The sequence below is a fragment of the uncultured Caballeronia sp. genome (assembly GCF_964243625.1).
Taxonomy (GTDB): Bacteria; Pseudomonadota; Gammaproteobacteria; order Burkholderiales; family Burkholderiaceae; genus Caballeronia.
The window spans coordinates 1-2,033 of record NZ_CAXTGZ010000848.1 but is presented as its reverse complement, the minus strand read 5'-3'; the positions used below and the strand labels follow the sequence as shown (position 1 = coordinate 2,033).

Sequence of the window (2,033 nt, the reverse complement as noted above, 5' to 3'; positions counted from 1 at the left end):
AACGCCGGGCTAGAAGCTCAGGTGCTGGCTCGCACGGAGGAAATCCGTCAGACGGTCATGTTCCTTGAAGATGCGCAGCGCGATCTGAAGCGCAATTTCTCCACGATGGTACAAGTATGCGCAAGCATGATCGAGCTGCGCTGTGGGGTACTTGGTGGCCAATCACTGCGTATCGGCGAAGTGGGTAGGCGTTTGGCGTTGGCGTTCGACATGAGCGGTTTGCAGGCTCAGGATGTTTTCTTTGCGGGTTTGCTGCATGGCATCGGTAAGTTGTCACTGCCAGACGAATTGCTTCGCAAATCGCTCGATCGGCTCTCGCCTGAAGAGATCCAGTTTTTCTATCAACATCCGCTGCGTGCGCAAATGGTGTTGACACCGGTCGCGCAGTTGGATCATGTTGCGCACATCATCCGCCACCAGTACGAGCGGTTTAACGGCCGCGGCACCCCTGACGGTTTGGCTGGCACGGACATCCCGTTTGGTTCGCGGATTTTGGCGGTGGCTCGCGACTTCGAGGGTTTGCGCAGTGGCGGCATCGTGAAGCAAGCCGCCTCGCTCGAACAGGCGATCGTGATGCTCAAGTCGCAAGCTGGGACGCGCTACGATCCGCAAATCGTCGATCGCTGCGTAGCCTTGATGAAGGAGCCGCTCGCGTTGAACGGTGATACGCCAGTGGCGCAAATCGACGCATCGCAGCTCCGGGAAGGTATGCGGCTCGCCGATGACCTGCATACTAGCCGTGGCGTACTGCTTTTGGCGAAGGACGGTGTCGTGTCCGCTCATCAAATCGCGCAGGTGAAGCATTTTCAAACGCAAGACGAGACGCCATTTGCCATCCGGGTCTACGCGCCTGAGGCGAACCAACCCGAACCTATACACCGCTAATCCCAGCAACTGCCGAGCCGACGCGCATGTACAAACACCTAGTCCATGAATTGGCTGTTCAGCGCGACCAACTGAAAGCCGTACTAGATAACATGCCACAGGGCATTTGCATGGTCGACGGGATGGGCCGCCTTACCGCCTGTAATGCACAATTTCTCGAAATGCTTCAGCTTCCAGCCGGCGCGTTCGAGCACGGGAAAACTTATGTCGATGTCCTGTCTTGCAGTCCAGTATTCGCAGACCAAGTGGAAGGCGTCGCTTACCCTTACGCGGCTGAATATTTCGCGATGGTCGGGTCGAGGAATCGCGTGACGGCACAACAGCGATGGTTCGACAATCGCGTCATGTCGATTGCACATCAGCCTCTGGTGTCAGGTGGTTTTATCGAAACGTTCGACGACATCACGAAATTGCACCACGCCAACGCACGCATTGAGCATATGGCGACGCACGATGCGCTGACCGAACTACCAAACCGGGCGTTGCTTCGGCAACGGATGGATGAGACGTTGGCTCGCGACGACCAAGCGCGTTGTGCGCTGCTTTACATCGATCTGGATCGTTTCAAAAACGTGAACGACACTCTCGGGCATGCCTTTGGCGACGCGCTGCTGCAACAGGTCGCGGCGCGGCTCACGCAGCAGTTGCCGAGCGGCGCCATGGTTGCAAGAATCGGCGGCGACGAATTTGCGGTGCTAGTTCGAAACGATACGGAACGCGGGCAGACCGCGATGCTTGCCGAGCGCCTCATTTGTAGTGTCAGTGACCCGTACAAGTTCGAAGGGCATGAAATCGTGATCGGCATGAGCGTAGGCATCTCGATCGCTCCTGAGCATGGCCACGAATGGGGCGCGCTGGCCAAGCATGCGGATCTCGCGCTGTACGGAGCGAAGTCGGGTGGCCGAGGGTGCTACCGCTTCTTCGAGGTGCAGATGGAACGTTCGATGCAGGCTCACAGAGCGCTTGCACTCGAATTGCATCAAGCGATAGGTCGACACGAATTCGAATTGTGCTATCAGCCCGTCGTCAACCTATGCCCACAACGCATCAATGGGTTCGAAGCGCTGTTGCGATGGCGTAACCCCAAGCGGGGTATCGTCGGAGCCGGCGATTTCGTCCCCCTCGCGGAGGAGCTGGGGCTGATTGCG

The 2,033-nt window shown here is 57.8% G+C and carries 2 protein-coding genes; both read left to right on the top strand.

Annotated features, from left to right (window positions below):
- A partial coding sequence (locus ACFFAR_RS31700; RefSeq protein WP_375509288.1) for an HD-GYP domain-containing protein occupies window positions 1-885 on the top strand: 885 nt, incomplete at its 5' end.
- A gap of 26 nt (window positions 886-911) precedes the next feature.
- Window positions 912-2,033 (top strand): diguanylate cyclase domain-containing protein (locus ACFFAR_RS31695; RefSeq protein WP_375509287.1); only part of this gene is annotated, 1,122 nt, incomplete at its 3' end.